14 protein-coding genes are annotated in these 16,524 nt (G+C 45.6%); 7 read left to right on the top strand and 7 right to left on the bottom strand.

The window, feature by feature from the left end; translation table 11 throughout:
- Positions 1-75: 75 nt before the first annotated feature.
- Entirely contained in the window at positions 76-246 is a 171-nt protein-coding gene (locus tag FHS68_RS17670) for a hypothetical protein (protein WP_167272625.1), read from the top strand.
- A 32-nt stretch (positions 247-278) separates the two neighbouring features.
- Positions 279-1,277 carry a hypothetical protein gene (locus FHS68_RS17665; protein WP_167272622.1) on the top strand — a complete coding sequence of 333 codons (999 nt, stop codon included), beginning with the start codon at positions 279-281 and terminating at the stop codon, positions 1,275-1,277.
- An 89-nt stretch (positions 1,278-1,366) separates the two neighbouring features.
- Here the strand turns inward: FHS68_RS17665 and FHS68_RS17660 are convergent, their stop codons facing one another.
- The gene (locus FHS68_RS17660) at positions 1,367-1,744 is read right to left on the bottom strand and encodes a helix-turn-helix domain-containing protein (RefSeq protein WP_167272619.1); all 378 of its coding nucleotides are present in this window, start codon (positions 1,742-1,744) and stop codon (positions 1,367-1,369) included.
- Between the two features lie 208 nt (positions 1,745-1,952).
- Between FHS68_RS17660 and FHS68_RS17655 the strand changes: the two genes are divergently transcribed.
- Entirely contained in the window at positions 1,953-2,951 is a 999-nt protein-coding gene (locus tag FHS68_RS17655) for an FAD:protein FMN transferase (RefSeq protein WP_229211947.1), read from the top strand.
- Here the strand turns inward: FHS68_RS17655 and FHS68_RS17650 are convergent.
- The 3 genes from FHS68_RS17650 to FHS68_RS17640 are packed head-to-tail and all read right to left on the bottom strand — an operon-like array spanning position 2,945 to position 7,119.
- Entirely contained in the window at positions 2,945-5,140 is a 2,196-nt protein-coding gene (locus FHS68_RS17650) for a PepSY domain-containing protein (RefSeq protein ID WP_167272616.1), read from the bottom strand. The genes FHS68_RS17655 and FHS68_RS17650 overlap by 7 nt on opposite strands.
- 6 nt (positions 5,141-5,146) lie before the next feature.
- Complete coding sequence (locus tag FHS68_RS17645; protein ID WP_167272613.1) at positions 5,147-5,641, bottom strand: DUF2271 domain-containing protein; 495 nt, start codon at positions 5,639-5,641, stop codon at positions 5,147-5,149.
- Between the two features lie 5 nt (positions 5,642-5,646).
- Entirely contained in the window at positions 5,647-7,119 is a 1,473-nt protein-coding gene (locus FHS68_RS17640; protein WP_167272610.1) for an ankyrin repeat domain-containing protein, read from the bottom strand.
- A 309-nt stretch (positions 7,120-7,428) separates the two neighbouring features.
- Between FHS68_RS17640 and gap the strand changes: the two genes are divergently transcribed.
- The 3 genes from gap (at position 7,429) to FHS68_RS17625 (ending at position 11,791) form a co-directional block, all read left to right on the top strand.
- Positions 7,429-8,424: a type I glyceraldehyde-3-phosphate dehydrogenase gene (gene gap / locus FHS68_RS17635; protein ID WP_167272607.1), complete on the top strand. Its 996-nt coding sequence runs from the start codon at positions 7,429-7,431 to the stop codon at positions 8,422-8,424.
- A gap of 8 nt (positions 8,425-8,432) precedes the next feature.
- Positions 8,433-9,446 (top strand): GlxA family transcriptional regulator, encoded by a 1,014-nt coding sequence (locus tag FHS68_RS17630; RefSeq protein ID WP_167272604.1) that lies wholly within the window; start codon positions 8,433-8,435, stop codon positions 9,444-9,446.
- A gap of 77 nt (positions 9,447-9,523) precedes the next feature.
- Complete coding sequence (locus FHS68_RS17625) at positions 9,524-11,791, top strand: ATP-binding cassette domain-containing protein (RefSeq protein ID WP_167272601.1); 2,268 nt, start codon at positions 9,524-9,526, stop codon at positions 11,789-11,791.
- Here the strand turns inward: FHS68_RS17625 and selD are convergent.
- Genes selD through FHS68_RS17610 form a run of 3 tightly spaced genes read right to left on the bottom strand, consistent with a single transcriptional unit; the run spans position 11,788 to position 14,342 of the window.
- On the bottom strand, positions 11,788-12,828 hold the full coding sequence (gene selD / locus FHS68_RS17620) for a selenide, water dikinase SelD (protein WP_167272598.1): 1,041 nt from the start codon (positions 12,826-12,828) through the stop codon (positions 11,788-11,790). The genes FHS68_RS17625 and selD overlap by 4 nt on opposite strands.
- 8 nt (positions 12,829-12,836) lie before the next feature.
- Entirely contained in the window at positions 12,837-13,877 is a 1,041-nt protein-coding gene (mnmH, locus tag FHS68_RS17615) for a tRNA 2-selenouridine(34) synthase MnmH (RefSeq protein WP_167272595.1), read from the bottom strand.
- Between the two features lie 27 nt (positions 13,878-13,904).
- Positions 13,905-14,342 (bottom strand): rhodanese-like domain-containing protein, encoded by a 438-nt coding sequence (locus FHS68_RS17610; RefSeq protein ID WP_208408338.1) that lies wholly within the window; start codon positions 14,340-14,342, stop codon positions 13,905-13,907.
- Between the two features lie 189 nt (positions 14,343-14,531).
- Here FHS68_RS17610 and FHS68_RS17605 point away from each other — a divergent pair, with 189 nt between their 5' ends.
- Positions 14,532-16,514 (top strand): glycoside hydrolase family 97 protein, encoded by a 1,983-nt coding sequence (locus FHS68_RS17605; RefSeq protein ID WP_167272592.1) that lies wholly within the window; start codon positions 14,532-14,534, stop codon positions 16,512-16,514.
- Positions 16,515-16,524: the final 10 nt, after the last annotated feature.

The following is a 16,524-nucleotide window of genomic DNA, read 5'->3' as shown; positions in this document are numbered from 1 at the left end:
CGTGTTAACCCCTGCCTGATCAGCCTATTTACTTTTGGTTGAAAGTTTTCCAACAACTCAACCATCCGAAATCCAATGAAAACCTACATGCTTTCCTTATTAGATGAAAAGCCGCTCCTGCTCATCCTGAGCTGTATCTACTGGATCGTTTTCCTGGCCATCTGCTGGTTCTCGTTCGACAGTGTCATGCAATATTTAATGTATATCCTTTCCAAAATTGATGTAACCACATTTCCAAAGTCATGATAGACGCTCCAAACGAAAACATTCATTCAGGGATGGATAGACTTTTAACGAAAAAAAGGACGGGCCGCTACTTTTTCGTTGCCATGGCCATTGTGTTCCCAATCCTGGTTATGCTGGGATTTGTCCCTGATTATCAGATGATCGCAAGTGGGCAGATTAAAGTACATTGGTTTTTGCATGTACATGGAGTCATTATGACCGCTTGGCTGGGAATTTTTCTGGCGCAAAGTCTGCTGATAGCAAATGATAATGTAAAACGTCATAGGCAACTCGGCCAAATAGGTTTCATATTTGGCATTTTGGTCTGGATTTCTCTGGTCATTATTACAGTTCGTGCATTAATTGTCAACAACCCACCGGAGGCCGACGGACAGTTTGATATCCTTTTTATTCAATTACAGGGCCTGGTGCTTTTCGGGATTTTCTTTACCTGGGGTATGTGGGTGCGCAAAAAGAATATCGGGGCTCATAAGCGGTTGCTTCTTCTGGCAACTGTAATCATTTTGCAGGCTGCGGTGGACCGGATCCGCTTTCTGCCAGGATTGCAATACGCGATATTTATCAGGTTTCTCTATCTGGATTTACTCCTGATCCCCTTATTTATTTACGATTGGATTAGCGTGAGGCGCATTCATAGAATGACGTTGCTTGGCACTTTGCTAATCTGCGTTGTGCAGGCAGGCATTACCTTTGGCTGGGGCTCGCCTGTGTGGCACCGGTTTTGGTATAATGCCATCACGCCATTGGTGGAGCGTCTACCCGAAGTGAACCTTGACAATGCGCAAAGTGACCTGCTAATCGGCCACTACGGCGATGCGAAATGGCACCTGACCGTTAGCCGTAACGCCGGGAAACTCTACCTTCAGCTTCCCGGCCAGGATAAATGGGAACTCGGTGCAACCTCTGAAACCCAGTTATTTGTAAGGATCATGAATTGGAAACTAAATTTCGTCAAAGGCCCCGATGGGAAGGTTGAAAAATTAATCAACGACCAGATATTCACTGTTTGGGAAGTACCGAAAATGCCATGAGAAGTTCAGTTACCTGGCTGATAGTAAAGGTTTTTCTCATTCCGCAAAATAAGAATGAAATAGAGGATAAGTACGCCGACCGTTGAAATTCAGGCATTATCAAGCAAAAACCCCGGATCCACACCTAATTTCTGATAAACTGCTTTCAGGAAAGGAACATCCGGCTCACGTTTTCCATTGAGGATCTGAGAAAGTTTTGGCGTTCCCAATCCAAGCATCTCAGCCAATGCCGTTTGGGTTAATTTGAGTTGAAAGCGCTTTAATTCAACCATTTCGGGGATGGTTTTGGGTTTTGGCAACGGGTAGTGGATATCCTCAAATTCTTCCGCAGCAACAGCCATTTTTTGAAGCTTCCAAACTTCATTTTTTGAAAGATTTCCCTCCCCCTTGTTCATCAGGGCAAGTATTTCTTTCATTGCGATTTCGTATTCTCCTTCGTTTGAGTAACTGAGTTTGTCGTTTTCCATAGCCTAGCCCCTGAAAGTAATTTGTGTTGCATCTACTCTATCATATTCTGCAGAAGCGCATCGGTTGCTCGCGGCTCAGTTTCAGCAAATACATTAATCGCTCGCTTGGAAATGATAACCATTTAAGTGTGTGTTACGAAACAAATGTCAGTAAAAATTCCAATATTTGAAATACAATTTCATATTATGAAACATATTTAGTTCCTGAATGAATGAGATGAAATACTATTTCTCGATGCTTCTCATCTTCTTTTGTCTCGCTTCCCATGCCCAGGTTGTGCGAAAACGTACTACCATGCTGATGGGCGGACGGTTCGACATTACCATTGTGGCAAAGGATTCGTTGGCGGCGGAAATGAACATTGATACTGTGATTGCAGAAATTACCAGGATAGAAAATCTGATATCCGACTGGATTCCCGCTTCCCAGGTTTCGCAGGTAAATGCAAATGCAGGAATTCGCCCAATCAAGGTTGATCAGGAAGTTTTTGAACTTACAGCAAGGGCTATTGCACTTTCGAAGCTTACCAACGGTGCCTTCGACATTAGCTTTGCGGCGATGGATCGGATCTGGAAGTTCGATGGTTCCATGACTAAGATGCCAACAGCCGCAGCTATCAGGAAATCCGTTGAAAAGGTAGGCTACCAAAATATTATCCTGGACAAAGAACATTCAACCATTTTCCTGAAAATGATAGGAATGAAGATTGGTTTTGGGGCCTTGGGGGAAGGTTATGCGGCCGATCAATGTCGTGAAATGATGTTGAAAAAGGGGATTAATTCGGGTATAGTAAACGGTTCGGGAGACATGAGTGCCTGGGGGATGCAGCCGGACGGTAGCGACTGGATCATTGGCATCAATGATCCGGTTCATCAGGGCGAACTTTTTGCGGTGGTACCGTTACGCCAGGGCGCGGTCGTAACTTCGGGAAGTTATGAGAAGTATGTGACTTTCAACGGAAAACGCTATTCCCACATTATCAATCCCGCGACTGGATATCCAGCTACGGGAGTTACCAGTGTGACCGTTTTTGGTCCAAGTGCCGAAAAGGCCAATGGTTTCAGCACTTCGATAATGGTTTTGGGCGAAGAGGCAGGACTTAAATTGATTAACCGTTTTCCGGAGTTCAGCTGCGTCATGATTACAGACGACGGCAAAGTTTTTACTTCCAGAAATTTCGATATTACAAAATACAAATCTCAATAACAATCCATAAGGACCTGGCCGTGGGATTGATAAAAGCTTACGCTTTTACCCAGCCGGGTCTGACAAATGTGATCCAGTAACGCGACCACGTTGTTTTGCATCGAAAGGGATCCGCAAAGCATGATAACGCCGTTATTTTTTAGAGTATCCGCCACAAAAGCTTCATCCTTTGTAAGCAGGTCTTTCACGTATTGCTTCTCTCCATCCCGTGAATATGCTATGTGCAAGCTTTTTAATTTTTTCTTTTCCAAATTCTTTTGAACGGCAGCATTGTAAAGCGCAAATGACTTCTGATCGCGAAAACCGCAGTACAAATGACATTGTGCATTTGCCGTTTGCTGGTCGATCATTCCTAGGAATGGCGCAATGCCTGTTCCGTTAGAAATCATGATAACTGAATTTGCCTTTTCCGGAAAATGGAAATGTCCGTTGCTCACAATGCGTGCGCTGATGGTGTTACCTGAATCCTGACGATTTAAATAACTTGAACCCTGACCCTGCGCATGCAGTTTTATACTCAATTGAATGTCTGTCCCGATTTTTCCAATAGAATAAAGCCGTTCCCGATGATCGTTTGCTGGGTAAATCGCCAGAAGATCGCCAGAAGTAAAGTTCGAGCGGCGTTTTGGGCGCAAACTGATTAGGAAAGACTCGCCTGAGCTGGTAATCTCTGTTTTGTCAATCACAGTCAATTCCTGCAGACTCTCGTGCCGCGTTATGAGCAAACTGGGTGAAATGGACAGTGCGACTCCTGCCAGCTGCGACCAGCTAGCAGCCCATTGACTGAATTCGTCGGGGGATTTATCATTAACAGTATGGATTTCGAGCATTGGAATAGCCCAATCCTGCCTGGCAAATACATTATCGACTTCAAAAGCGAATTTACAAAAGTCAGGATAGCTGTGCGATCCAAAGCCTACCACCGAGAAGCGGACAGGATTAGGCTGTTTGTGCTTTTCAAAAATTTTTGCAAAATGAGCCGCATTGGTTGGCGGGTTGCCCAGTCCGTAAGTCGCGGTCATCACAATCATGTTCGATGCTTTTGGGAAGACTTTGTAATTGTTTAGTTCGGTGACGTAAGCCGATTTTCCTCCCGCAGTCAGTTGCTGATGAATGGCATTGGCGAACCCGAACGTACTGCCATTTTCAGAACCAACGAGAATAATAAATTCACTTTCATCGGCACCGTACTTGTTTCTTACCCGACTAGCTCTGCGTTTGAAGGTCATCGCAAAACCCGAGTAAATGAAAAAAAGAATATTGCCCGAAGCGATTGCAAGTATTATAGCCCATATGCCGCTCGTCCGACCGGTATGCAAATCCCCACTTAATTCAGTGAGCAATGCAGAAGTTGGGGATTTAATCTCCCTCAATATCTCGCCAGTTATTTGGTTTACAGTAACCTCCCGGTCGTGAAGTTTCAATGTGTAGTAATCTTCGGGATCTTCTGAAAACGGGAACTCAACCGTCTGTACTTCTGGTAGCCTTATCTGTTTGAAAATCTCAAAATCAGCCGGATTTTTGGCAGGTCCGGTTTTGATTGCGTCAAAATCCACCTCGGATGACACTTTGGGAGATTCAATGAATCCAAAACGCGCCAGCGACAGGTAAGTCCCGCTTAATGCAATGATGAATATGGGGACAAGCGACAAGCGTCCCAGGACGACATGGAAATATTGAGCGAAGTTTTCACGGACAATGCGGGTGAAGAAACGTTTCAATCCCCGCTGCCGCTGGATAATCAGCATCGTGCCGGAAACGGTGATCAGCAGCAGCAAAAATGAGGTCAGTCCAATGAAAAACCGGCCGGTTTCATGAATAAAAAGTGAACGATGCAATGCAGTTACCCACTCAAAAAACGCACTTTTTGGGGTTGGATAACCTAAAATTTTGCCGGTTTGCGGATCGATGTAGGCGTCGAGCTTCTTACCGTCGGTGTCACTGCCTTTGATGCTGACGAATTTGTTCTTATCAACCGCTAGTTCGCTGATTTCCGGGTATTGCTTTCTTAATGTTGGAAGTGTTTGTGCGAGCGTGGTCTCGTCGAAATGATTGGTGCGATAGGGCAGGACTTTTTCCGATAATGGCTGGAATGACAGCACTATTCCAGTTACAGAAGCGAGGGACAGTAAAAGAAAAGAAGATACAGCCAGTGCAAGGTGGCTATATCTCCATATAGAAATGGTCATAAAGCATTAATTGGGGCTAAACCGGACGTAGCGGATGTAGCCGGTACCCTCGCTTTTTGCGGAAAGTGTTTCCGTCGTCAAAGGTATTTCCAGGTCTTTTACATGGTAATCTTTGTCTTCCACCGCGCTTTCAAACCGGATTTTATATCCTGCATTGATTTTAGCATTATCAATTTCGAAAACATTCACGCTGCGGTCGCCTCCTGTAACCGACGCCCCGGTGATGGCGCTGATATTAGCGGGCTTTTTGGCATTGAATTTATGCCACTCTTTCAGACTGTTATACCATTTTTTATCCGGGCCGAGTACATATAATGTTTTGTCATACGCGCCTTTACTGTTGATGAGCGAAATGATGATATAGGCGCCTTCACCCATGTAATTCGTCATTTGAATCATGCATTTGTATTTGCTGTTTCCTGTGTTTTGAGCGAATGTGGCAGTAGGGCCGGCAAATGTCAGCCCCAAAATTATTAGCGCCGTTTTTAGTAAGTTGGACATGAAATTTATTTCAGGAAATTAACAGTAACATTGTTTTTTGACAGCGTTTCATTCTCGCCTGCCAGGTCATAGGCAGTTTCTCTGAAGTTGGTCTCAATGTCTTTTTTTGCACCAATGGATATCAGGTATTTCAGCATATTATCATCCTTCGAAACCATCGCAGCCTTGTGCAGAGCAGTTATCCCTTCACTATTTTTGGCATTCACATCAATTTGATATGCTTCCAGTTTCTTGACCAGTGAAAGGTCATTTTTCGCAACCGCCACATGGTACATCGTGTTGCCATTTTTTGCAGGAACAGTTAGTTTGAAACCTTTATCTTGCAGCACTTTCACTTTGGCATCAAAATCATCGGCCTTTTGTGCATTGTAAGATTGCGCCAGATGAAGTGACAAGTTATCACCATTTTTATCGGTCATATTTATATCGGCTCCCTTGTCAATCAGGTAACCGATCACCTCGGGTGAATTGCTGCGGACGGCCATGGCTAATGCGCTCACGCCTTTTGCGTTACCCTGATTGATATCCTTTACCTTAGGAAGCAAAATGTCAAGTGTTGCCGTTTCACGATTGCTGGCTGCCGCATTCATAAAGACGGTATTTCCATTTTCATCTGCCTGGTTTACATCAACACCCTTACCCAAAAAATACTTGATAATTTCTTCCTGCTTAGGTTTGCGAACGATTGCGTGCAACGCATTTTCTCCGTTTTTCCCAATCACAGTCGGTTTCAGGCTCAGGCTTTCCAGATATTGGTATAAATCAATCGGATTCGCATTACCGCGTGATCCCTGTGATGCCATCAAAATTGCGTTTGAATTTGCTGGAACACCTTTTTCCAAAAGCGTTTTCAATACATCAATTTTACCGGCACGGGCGGCATAGCTGAATGCATTGTTACCCGCAGCATCGGTACTTTTTAAGTCGAGGCCTTTTGAGATGAAATAATTGGTTAGCGCAAGGTTCTTATCATTGGCCACAGCTATGAGCAATGCATTCGCGCCATCATGATTGAGGTCCTTTTTCAAATCGGCACCATTTGCCAGGCAGATATCGTAAACTTTGGTATTCTGCTGACCGCCGCCTGCTGCAAAATTGATCGGCGTAGCGCCATGTCCATCGATAAAATTGCCTTTTGATCCTTTTGCAATAAGGTATTCCATCAACTCAATATTGCCTCGCATGGCAGCCCAATGTATGTAGATGCGCCCATCGTGGGTTAATTTGTCGACCGTATTACCCGGCTGGGTCATCAAATATTCAATGGTTGGATTAGGAGCCTGGGCATTGATTGCCAGCACCACAGGATCAAACATATTGTTGTTGAATTGAGCAGGATTTGCACCTTTTTCAATTTCTGCTTTCACTGCATTCACATCCGGGGAGGATTTCCAGAACGATTGATCCAAAAGCACATTTTGCTGTGCCTGGGCAGCGAAAGCAAATAAAATATAGACGGCTATAAGAAGTTTTTTCATATAAACACAAATTATTGAGACCTGGGTTATCTGCGAAGGATTCTTTGTCAAATCAAAGTACGCAAAGCTAACGATAATTAGTCTAAATAATAGGCTTGGCACAATGAATCCTTTTTAGTGACCCAATTAGTCACACCCTGGAATGTACTCTCCTGCTGGCAGTTCAGGAAACCACTTATCGCTGAGCATTTTGGCAGAATTAGTATATTTTTTGTCATTTCGGACAAATTGCAAATCTGTTAAATTCGCGTATTAATTCGGAGACGTTCGAGAGATTGGTTTCCGGATAGTACTTTAAAATTTACAGATATGAAAATTGCAATTAATGGATTTGGAAGAATAGGACGCATGACTTTACGTGCGTTGCAAAACAAGGAAAATGTTGAAGTCGTAGCAATTAACGATTTGACTGATATAAAGACGCTTACGCATTTATTGAAGTACGATTCGTCGCACGGACATTTTCCCGGTCCGGTTTCGGAAGACGGAACGAGTATTCGGGTTAACGGAAAAGACATTGTTCTGCTGAGCGAGAAAGATCCGGCAAAATTGCCCTGGAAAGATCTCGGAATAGATGTGGTAATAGAGTCGACCGGCCGGTTTACGGAAAAAGAAAAGGCGCAACTGCACATTACCGCCGGTGCAAAAAAAGTGCTGATTACTGCGCCCGCAACCGGTGGTGTGAAAACCATTGTAAGCGGTGTTAATAATGACATGATCACATCGGAAGAAGATATTTTTTCAACGGCTTCCTGTACCACCAATGCTATCGCCCCGGTTTTGCACATTTTGGATAAAGAATTTGGGATCGAGTCGGGTTATATGAGTACGGTACACGCTTTCACGGCCGACCAGGTATTGCAGGATGCGCCACATCGTGATTTGCGGAGGGCCAGGGCTGCGACGCAATCCATTATCCCAACTACCACTGGCGCGGCAAAAGCAATTGGAGACGTATTACCAAACCTGAAAGGCAAATTGGACGGTTTTTCTTATCGTGTTCCAGTTGTAGATGGCTCCATTGTCGACCTTTCGCTTAATCTTGTTAAACCGGCTTCGGCGCAGGAAATCAATGATGTATTGAAATCATATGCAGAAAATCAGCTGAAAGGCGTGCTCGAATACACGGAGGAACAGTTTGTTTCAGTGGACATTTTAGGTAACACCCACTCATCCATTGTCGACGGAACACTAACAAAAAGCATTGGCAAGATTGTGAAGGTCGTTGCCTGGTACGACAATGAGGTAGGTATTTCAAACCGTATTTCCGAACTTGTTTCTGAGCTCGTAAATACACCAGAGTAAATCGCCAAATGGAGGCAGTCCAGCATTCAAAGCTCATTGTAATCGTCGCATTCCCGAACCTGCCATTGCTGGAAATAGCAGGTCCGGGGGATATCTTTTTTCAGGCTTCCAAAGCGGTTTATGAAAAAATTGGTTTTGAAAATGCGTATAAAGTACTGGTAGTGGCTGCTGACCGCTCTGAGCAAATCGTGACGCGGTCAGGTATTACCATTAGCTCTCCAACCAAACGAGACGACATTCAGCAACCTATTGATACACTGCTGATTGCAGGTTATAACTTTGAAAATCCAGCCATAGAATCATCCGACTTCTATGACTGGCTTTCTGATATCTATCCCAAAGTGCGTCGCATAGGGTCCATTTGTGTCGGTACTTTTGCGCTGGCCAGGGCAGGGTTGCTTACTAATAAACAAGTCACCACGCATTGGGAAAAAGGGCCCAAATTACTTCGTGAATTTCCGGATGTGCGCGTCGATTCCTCACAACTTTTTATCAGGGATGGGAATATTTATACGTCCGGCGGCGTGTCGTCGGCGACAGACCTTTCCCTTGCTTTGGTAGAGGAAGATTACGGCCGCGAAATTGCAGTTTCCGTTGCCCGACATTTGGTATTGCATCTCAAACGCCCCGGTTACCAATCACAATTCGGAGACTTACTGCCTGAGCCAGAGCTCGAACATGGTGTTTTTGGCAAAATTCAGGATTGGATGATCGCAAACCTGGACAAGGATTTGAGTGTGGAACAGCTGGCTGCGCATAGCAACATGAGCCCAAGGAATTTCGCGAGGGTCTTCCTAAGGGAGACCGGTTTAACGCCAGCGAAATTTGTGGAAAAACTCCGGGTTGAAATGGCCCGTAAATTATTGGAAGAAAGTGATTTAAATATAGAACAGGTCGCCGGAAAGGCCGGATTAGTTAGCCTCGTTTCCATGCGCCGTATATTTTTGCGCAATCTCATGATCACGCCCAGCGATTACAGGAGAATGTTCCGGACAACCAGGAATGAAGTTGCATTTGCATAACCGCAGCTAAAAGGGAGTATTTTGGATTTGATCAAATCTTCTAGTTTTGTAAAATCAACAAAACTTAAAATACGAACATGGCCCAGGAGTATATCGAAATCCGTGGAGCACGGGAGAATAACCTTAAAAATGTGTCGCTCCGCATACCTAAACGTAAGATTACCATCTTCACTGGGGTGTCGGGATCGGGGAAATCCTCCATTGTTTTTGATACCATTGCTACGGAGGCCCAGCGTCAGCTGAATGAAAATTTCAGTATGTTCATTCGCAATTTTCTTCCCAAGTATGCCCAGCCGCATGCCGACGCTATCGAAAATCTGAGCATGGCCATTGTGGTCGACCAGCGCAGGCTTGGAGGAAATTCGCATTCAACAATGGGAACGATAACGGATATTTCTCCTGTTCTGAGGCTGTTGTTTTCGCGGATTGGTGTGCCGCATATAGGCGGTTCCAATGCATTTTCATTTAACGATCCCACCGGAATGTGTCCTGAATGCAATGGGATTGGGAAGAAAATGGTCGTTATCGCTGATTCATTTCTCGATATGAACAAGTCGCTCAATGAAGGTGCCGTGCAGGTTCCGGTGTTTGCGACCTGGGAAAAAAGCAGTTATGCCGCGTCGGGATTTTTTGATAACGATAAAAAGCTCTCCGACTTTTCTCCGGAAGAAATGGACCTTCTACTTTACGGCAAAGACCTGAAATTCAAATTACAGGTGGGCGGCGGATCCATGAATGCCACTTATCTGGGCGTGATTGAAAAATTTGAAAAGGCATACATCAAAAGGGACATTAAAACCTTATCCGAACGCACCCAGAAATCGGTGGCTCCTTACATTGCTCTCGGTCCTTGCCCGTCCTGCAAAGGTGCACGGCTGAGCCAGGCCGCACTGGGTTGCAAAATTGACGGGAAGAACATCGCTGAAATGGCGGCGATGGAAGTTTCGGAATTGCTTTCATTGGTAAGTAAGATCAAAGATCAGATCGCTGTTTCCATGGTCGCGACATTATGCGAAAGATTGCAGCATTTGGTGGATATTGGTCTTGAATATCTCAGCCTCGACCGCGAAACGAGTACATTGTCGGGAGGGGAATCGCAGCGGGTGAAAATGGTTAAACACCTCAGCAGCAGCCTGATCGACGTGATGTATATTTTCGATGAACCAAGCGTCGGCTTGCATCCCCGGGATGTACACCGGCTGAACGAGCTCCTTGGAAAGCTCCGCGACAAGGGTAACACGGTGATCGTTGTTGAACATGATCCGGACGTAATCAAAGTGGCAGACCACGTTGTCGACGTGGGTCCGCATGCAGGAAGTAAGGGAGGGCAAATTGTTTTTGAAGGAACCTTTGCCGAACTCGTGAAGGCCGATACGCTCACAGGCCGTTTTATCAAACAATCATTGCCTGTTAAAGAAAAGTCCCGCAAACCAAAAGGAAAACTTTCGGTGGTAAATGCCAAAATCAATAATCTGCACAATGTGAGTGTCGATATTCCAACAGGTGTGCTTACGGTCGTAACCGGCGTGGCGGGTTCAGGCAAAAGCTCGCTGATCAACCATGTGTTTTTGAAACAACATCCCAAAGCAATCGTCATCGACCAGTCGGCAGTAGGTACCTCCACGCGCTCCAATCCGGCTACATACACGGGTGTGATGGATGATGTGCGCAAGGCTTTTGCAAAGGAAAATGGCGTGAGCGCATCGTTATTTAGTTTTAATTCCCAAGGTGCCTGCGAAAATTGCCAGGGCCTCGGCGTGATCTACACTGACCTTGCATTTATGGACGGAATCAAAACACCCTGCGAAGTTTGTGAAGGGAAACGATTTAAAGAAGAAGTACTGGCATATAAGCTGGATGGTAAGTCCATTTCCGATATTCTGGAACTGACCGTTTTGCAATCTTTGGACTATTTTACCCAAAAAGACATTCTTCATAAGTTACAGGCTATGAGCGATGTGGGGCTCGATTACCTGACTCTCGGCCAGCCGCTCAGCACCTTATCAGGCGGTGAATGCCAGCGGATCAAATTAGCCAGCGAGCTACACAAAAAGAGTGGCGTTTATGTCCTCGACGAGCCGACAACCGGTTTGCATATGTCGGACATCAGTCACCTGCTTTCCATTATGAACCGCCTGGTCGACTCGGGCAATACAATGATCGTGATCGAGCATAATCTTGATGTGATCAAAAATGCCGACTGGATCATTGATATGGGCCCGGATGGTGGTACGAAAGGCGGAAAGGTAGTTTTTGAAGGTACACCCACGCAATTGCTAGGTGCAAAAGGGTCAATTACAAGTCAGTATCTGAGCAACGTCCGGTACAAAAGTCTTATCGATTAAGTCACATTAATTAATGGCCCATTATCCTGAACTTTCAAAAACCCAAAGGAATTGAAATGGTGACCAAGATCCGACAGTGTTTGTTCAAATTCACCTCCAAATTCCTTAGAAACAGCTACTAACAAGCCACCGCTGGTTTGGGGATCTGCCAGAATATATCGCTGATCGTCGCTCACATTTGAGATTTTATGGCCATAGCTGTTCCAGTTACGCTGTGTTCCGCCCGGAAAGCATTTTCGGTCAAGGTAATAGGGCAGGCTTTCAATAACGGGAATCTGATCAAACTGTATTTCCGCTGACAACTGACTTCCCTCGCACATTTCACAGAGATGTCCGAGCAGACCAAAACCTGTTACGTCCGTCATGGCTTTTACACCGTCCATCCGACCAAACATTTCTCCTAACTTGTTCAAAGTAACCATACTCTCCAAGGCGATCATAGCATCCTGTGGTAAAAGCAGGCCTTTCTTTTGTGCCGTGGACAAGATGCCCACACCCAAGGGTTTGGTCAGATAGAGCTTGCATCCGGCTGTTGCAGTGGAATTCTGTTTTAATTGCGCAATGCCAACCATTCCGCTGACGGCCAGTCCAAAAACCGGCTCAGGACAGTCAATACTGTGGCCACCAGCCAGGGTAATGCCTGCTTCTGCACAAATGGCGCGGGATCCTTCCAGTACTTTCTGCGCAACCTCGGGAGGCAATTTATCAATGGGCCATCCCAAAATCGCGATGGCGAGCACCGGTTTTCCACCCATTGCGTACACATCGCTGATCGCATTGGCTGATGCGATTCGACCAAAATCGTAAGCGTCATCAACGATAGGCATAAAAAAATCGGTAGTCGAAATCAATGCCGTTCCGTTTCCTAAATCCAGTACAGCCGCGTCATCGCGTTTGTCGTTGCCGACCAACAGGCGCGGATCAGCTTGGAGAGCCACGGAACTATGCAAAATCTTGTCCAGAATTGCCGGACTAATCTTGCAGCCGCACCCGGCGCCATGGGAATAATGTGTAAGCTTAATGTCTCGTACGTCCATGAATTGAATTATATCCTGCCTGCCGGAATTGTATTGATAAATTCTAGTATTTGCTCAGCAGTATTTTTCATTGGATCGCCAGTTAGCTTCATTGAAAAAACCTGATCTGAATTCCGCCTGATAAGACTGTTGCGATATGATTTGTCATAATAAACAAGCACCAGTCGGATAAACGCTTCCATCCGGTCCTCTCTGATTGCCTCAACTGCCTGCCTGGTCTGGACAGGGCCTAAACGCTTTCCGATCCGCTCCGTACAGGCAACCAGAAAATCTTTATCAAGCTGTCCGTACTCTTTTACCAACGCACTTACCCGCTGGTCCAGTTCAACTTTTAGGTCGATTAAAACAGCGCTAGTCATTTGGTCCCAAAAGGCATTAGGTACGGAAAGCTTGCCAATGTTATGGCTTTCATCTTCCACCCAAATGCTGCGGTCATGGTTTAGGTTATTCAATTTGGCAGCCAGATTATTTTCAAACTGCTCCTGCGTGGGCTGCAACATTTTGTTCATGCTCCCGAACGACGAACCCTGATGCTGGGCCAGGTTCTCAAGGTCTATCATTTGTGCGCCTGACATCTCCATTTCCTGCAAAATCCGGGTTTTGCCCGAACCTGTCATGCCTCCCAGCGTGAGCAGATGATAGGGTTTTTCAAACTGGTTCAATACCCATCTCCGATAATGCTTGTAACCGCCTTCAATCAGGTAAACTTCAAAACCGTACAGATCCAATGCCCAGGCCATGGCGCCGCTGCGCATCCCGCCGCGCCAGCAATGAACACCGATTTTTTTCCCAGGTGCCATAAGCAAGGCATCCTGGATAAAACCTGACCATTTTGGTCCTGTCAGGTCAAAACCCAAAAGGATCGCCTGCTCCCGGCCGATCTGTTTGTAGGTTGTGCCAACCAGTACCCGCTCTTCATTGCTGAAAAGCGGAAGATTGAATGCGCCTGGTACGTGTCCGTGCTGATATTCCGCGGGTGTCCGTACGTCTGCAAGCGCAACCATTGTTGTCAGATTAAAGAATTCCTGGACCGTAATGTTTTTGATCATCCTACACGCCTCGCAAAATTGTGGCCATCAGTTCATTGGATAACCTTTGTCAATCCAGTTGACTTTCAGATTTTGGGTGAGATTTAGGAGCTTATGATTTTTGAAACCCATTTGATTGAGTAAACTAAATGCAGGCCGGATGTTCGGGCAGTCTTTGAATGGGCAGCAGCCGCAATAAATTACGACTTGCCTGGTCTTCGATTCCTGGGACAGCCTGGTGCGAAGCTTTTCAAGATTTTCTTTGTCCTTGGCCGGGTTAGCTTCGATGGCGCCTTTAATCAGACCAGCCGGGCCGACGCTGATGATAAGGGGCTGCGGCTGGGTCGGATCTGTAATGACATCGGCCAATGCTTTTGGTTCCAGAAGCTGAAACGGGTTCCAGGGCTCTTCTTTAATGATAATGAAGCTCAGAAACAAAATGCCCAATCCCAGGGCTGCGTAAGAAAGTTTTTTGTGATGATGCATGATTTGAAGTTTTTAAAGTGTCAAGAGGTTTTGATCCGGCAATTCCAAATGTAATGTATAAACCTTTTATATAAAGCAACAACGCAGTTTGCATTTTAACAGGCAGGTAGTAATGGATGAATGTTTGCTTACCTAAACATTACCTTACCTCATTTTTGAAATAAGAAATCTTAACCTGAATTCGCCGCAATGAGCTCCATTTTTAAAGCCCTGCTTCTGTTTTTACTCTGCCATGGAGTGAATGTCCTGGCGCAAAATAAGATCACGCTTAAATCTCCGGATGGGAAGCTTGTCTTTGCATTCAAACTGACAAAAGAAAAGCCGCTTTACCAGGTAAGCTATAAGGGGAAATTGCTGATTAATGACTCCGAACTTAATCTTCAGTTTAAGGAAGGCGGCAATTTTGGGACGAATCTCAAAGCGCTAAAACCTATTTTTAGTGATGTGAATGAAAACTATGAACTTGCTGTCGGTAAGACGAAAGTCGTTCGTGACCTGCACCGTCAAGTAATCATACCATTGGTGCATCCGGCGGGAAGTGAAAGGAAGCTAAACCTGGTGGTCAGGGCTTTTAATGATGGAATTGCCTTTCGCTATGAATTTCCGGTGCAAAAAAATTGGTCTGAATATACCTTGACAGACGAAAATACCTGGTTTAATATCGTCGGAAGTCCGAAAGTCACCACGCTTTTATTCGACAATTACACAAGCAGCCACGAAGGGTTATACCAAAAGCAATCATTGACCGAGCTGCCTGAAAACAAGCTGATGGATATGCCTGCACTGTTTGAGTTTTCGGACAAAACATACCTGGCTATTACGGAGGCGAGTTTGAGAGATTATGCAGGAATGTATCTGGTCAAAAAAAATGGGGCACTCAAAAGCCAGCTATCGCCGTGGCCCGGGCAACAGGAAATAAAGGTAAAAGCTGTGCTCCCGCATCAGAGCCCCTGGCGCGTGTTGCTGATCAGTGACCGGATAGGCGCTTTGATCGAATCCAACATCATAACAAGCTTGAACGAGCCGACTAAACTTAAAGATCTTAGCTGGCTCAAACCCGGTAAAACCTCGTTTCACTGGTGGAATGGCGACGTCCTTCCAGATTCCACGATTTCACCCGGTATCAATTTTGAAACCAACAAATATTACATCGATTTCTGCGCCAGAAACCATATAGAATATCATTCCGTGATTGGCTACGGCGGTATTGCCTGGTACCCTACGAATGGTCCGGGTTATGGCGACCCTGGTACATTTTCGGATGTTACCAAAACCGTCCCTTCCCTGGACATGCAGCAGGTTTGCGATTACGCGAAGCAAAAAGGAGTAGGCATTCACGTGTGGATTAATTGGAAGGCGCTGTACCCGCAGCTGGAAGCCGCGTTTACCCAATTTGAAAAATGGGGGATCAAAGGAATGATGGTCGATTTTATGGACCGGGATGATCAGGAAATGGTGAAAATACAGGAAGAAATTCTTAGCAGCGCGGCTGCACACAAGCTTTTTATCCAGTTTCATGGATCTTTCAAACCCACTGGCCTGAGTCGCACGTATCCAAACGAGTTTACCCGTGAGGGGACTTACAATTACGAAAATAACAAATGGCTTGCAGCTGGTATCAGTCCCGAGCACGACCTGGATATTGGTTTTACACGTTTGCTAGCCGGTGCCAGTGACTATCATTTGGGCGGTTTCAGGGCGGTAAGGCCTGATCTTTTCAAAACACATTACGTGCGCCCAATGATGATTGGGACCCGCTGCCACATGCTCGCCATGTACGTGGTTATGGAAAGTTACCTCCATATGGCCGCAGATTATCCGGAGGCTTACGAAGGTCAGCCAGGATTTGATTTTCTTCAAAAAGTGCCGACTACCTGGGATGAAACCCGGGTGCTGGATGCGGCATTGGGCGAAGTACTCACGATTGCGCGCCGAAAAGGGAAGGATTGGTATATTGGGACGATCAACAACAGCACGACCAGGACCATAAAGGTCAATATGGATTTTCTGGGTGAGGGGAATTTTCAAGCGGAATTATATTCAGATGCGCCGGATCCGGATACTGATCCGAACCATCTGACGAAGAAAATAAAAGATATTACTGGCAAGGACGTACTGGAGGTGAAGCTGGCATCGGGAGGCGGCCAGGTAATGCGCATCATTTCAAAATAGGGTTTTGAGC

It is taken from the genome of Dyadobacter arcticus, from assembly GCF_011762185.1.
Classification (GTDB): Bacteria; Bacteroidota; Bacteroidia; order Cytophagales; family Spirosomataceae; genus Dyadobacter; species Dyadobacter arcticus.
This window is presented reverse-complemented; position numbering and strand designations above follow the sequence as displayed.